Below are 2,557 nucleotides of genomic sequence, written 5' to 3'. Positions count from 1 at the left end.
TCGACCTCGCGCAGCAACGGGCTGGTGCGCGGACGAACCACGGTGGACAGGTCGTCTTCGGGATCGGCTTCGAAGAAGAAGCGGTCGTAAGGCGGATGGCCCTGACGATAGGCATTGAACCATGTCGACTGGCTGGAGACATGGTTCAGCACCAGATCCGACATCACCCGGAAATCCCGCGCGATGCGTCTGATATCGGACCAGTCCCCCAGGCTGGAATTGACCGAGCGGTAATCGGTCACCGCAAAGCCGTCATCCGAGGTGAAGGGGAAGAAGGGCAGGATATGCACCGAACTTACCGTGTCCGCGAGAAAGCGGTGCAGGAAGTCGTTCAGCAGGTCCAGCGGCTTGTGCTGGCCGTCCACGATGCTGTTGCCATAGGTGATGACCATGCTGTCGGCCGCCGACCACAGCCGGTTCGAGGGCATGCGCGCGCGCCTGCGCGGACGGCTGCCCTCGGGCCAGAACGCCTCGACGATGCGGGCGACCAGATGCGCGCAGTCGTGGTCGGGATAGATCCTGCCGACAAGATCGGCCAGCTTCATGCGCAGGGTCTGCGGCGGTGTGGTCATGGCGGTCCGGCTGTTGCAATTCCGGCCAGAGTTGCGCGGAGCGTGCGCCTGTTCAAGGCGGAGCCGACGCATTCGCCTGTTGGCGCGGCGGGATGCACAGGTTTTGGGCACCCTGCCGAAGGTTCAGGCCGGTGGCAGGATCAGGATCGCCCGGAAATCGTTGACATTGGTCAGGGTTGGCCCGGAGATCACCTGATCGCCCAGCGCGGCAAAGAACCCGTGGCTGTCATTGTCGGCCAGCGCCTCGGCCATGTCGCGCCCCGCCGCGCGGGCCTTGGCGGGGGTGTCGGGGCCGATCACCGCGCCCGCGACCTCGGCCGCGCCATCCACCCCGTCGGTGTCGCAGGCAATGGCATGGATGCCGGTCGCGCCGTCCAGCGCCGCGGCCATGGCCAGCGCATATTCCGCGTTCGGCCCGCCAATCCCATCGCCTCGCCGCGTGACCGTGCATTCGCCGCCCGACAGCAGCACCAGGGGCGCCGCGTCGGGCGCCATCGCAACTTGCCGGGCCAGCGCCAGCGCGGCATGGTCGGCGGCCAGCGTGCGCGCCTCGCCCTCCAGCGCATCGCCCAGGATCTCGACCCGACAGCCCGACGCGCGGGCGATCCCGGCCGCCGCCGCCAGCGATTGTGACGGTGCCGCGATCACCCGGTTCTCGATGCGTGCGAGGCGGGGATCGTCGGGGCGCAGAACGCCGGTTTCGTCCGCCAGCACCGTGGCGACCGAGGCGGGCGGGGTGATCGCCCAGCGGTCGAGAATGGCGCGGGCGTCTGCTGGCGTGGTGACATCGCCCACCGTCGGTCCCGAGGCGATGGAGGCCGGTTCGTCGCCCGGCACGTCCGAGATCATCAGGGCCAGCATCCGTGCGGGATGCGCCGCGGCGGCAAGCTGGCCACCCTTGACCCGGCTGAGATGCTTGCGCAGCGTGTTCATCTGCCCGATCGGGGCCCCCGAGGCCAGGAGGTCGGCATTGACCTTCTGCTTCTCGGCCAGCGTGATGGCGCCTGCGGGCCGGATCAGCAGGGCCGATCCGCCGCCCGAGATCAGCGCCAGGACGAAATCGTCCTCGCCGACCCCGTCCAGCAGAGCCAGCATCCGGTCGGTCGCCGCCACGCCTGCCGCGTCAGGCACCGGATGCGCCGCCTCGACGATCTCGATGCCCTGCGTCGGACGGGCATGGCCGTAGCGGGTGATGACCAGCCCCTCGCAGGGGCCCCAGACCGATTCCACCGCTTCGGCCATCCGCGCCGACGCCTTGCCGGCGCCGATCACCAGAACCCGTCCCGGCGGTTTCGGCGGCAGCGCCGCGGGCACCGTGCGCATCGGGTCGGCGGCGGCGACGGCGGCATCGAACAGGCCGCGCAGAAAGGTGGCCGGGGAGGAGGCAAGGGGGGCGGTCACGGTCGGGGCGCTCCGGTTGCGGGATCTGGAGCGGTTCTAGCCGCCCGATACGGCGCTGGCCAGGCCCGGACCACGCGCATCGGTCCGATCCGGGGGGCCTCGCCCTCCGCGTGTCAGGCGCTGGCGACGCGAGTATCTTCCGGCTCGATCAGCATCAGCGCCCGTGCCAGGCCATGGTTGTCCGTCACCAGATCGGCCAGCGTCACCTCGTCCAGCGTGCGGTAGAAGGCGTCGATCGCCTTGTGCAGCGTGCCTTGCAGCTTGCAGCAGCACGAGATCGGGCAGGTGTTGGTGGCCGGGTCGAAGCACTCGGCAAAGGGCACGCCCGATTCCAGATGACGGAATACCTCGCCCACGGTGATGTCCTCGGGCGGTCGCTGCAGCGTCAGCCCGCCATTGCGGCCGCGCGTGGTCTTGACCAGGCCGTGATGGGCCAGCGTGTTGATCACCTGCGCCATATGGTTTTCCGAGGTGTTGCAGGACGAGGCAATGTCGGACTTGCGCACCGTGCGCCCGCTGTTCACGGCGCAATACATCAGTGCGCGCATCGCGATATTGGTCCGTATCGTCAACCTCATTAGCGG

General features: G+C 68.9%; 3 protein-coding genes. All 3 read right to left on the bottom strand.

Going from position 1 to position 2,557, the window contains the following annotated elements; genetic code table 11:
* Positions 1-572, bottom strand: a 572-nt coding sequence (locus ENN83_RS12835) for an alpha-amylase family glycosyl hydrolase (protein WP_287187567.1), incomplete at its 3' end; no start/stop codon positions are given.
* 123 nt (positions 573-695) lie between these two features.
* Entirely contained in the window at positions 696-1,973 is a 1,278-nt protein-coding gene (locus ENN83_RS12830; RefSeq protein ID WP_287187566.1) for a glycerate kinase type-2 family protein, read from the bottom strand.
* Positions 1,974-2,086: 113 nt separating this feature from the next.
* Positions 2,087-2,557 (bottom strand): RrF2 family transcriptional regulator (locus tag ENN83_RS12825; RefSeq protein ID WP_287187565.1); only part of this gene is annotated, 471 nt, incomplete at its 5' end.

The sequence above is a fragment of the Rhodovulum sp. genome (assembly GCF_011048875.1).
Lineage (GTDB): Bacteria > Pseudomonadota > Alphaproteobacteria > Rhodobacterales > Rhodobacteraceae > Rhodovulum > Rhodovulum tesquicola.
The sequence above is the reverse complement of the archived record's forward strand: the minus strand, read 5'-3'. Positions and strand labels throughout refer to the sequence as shown.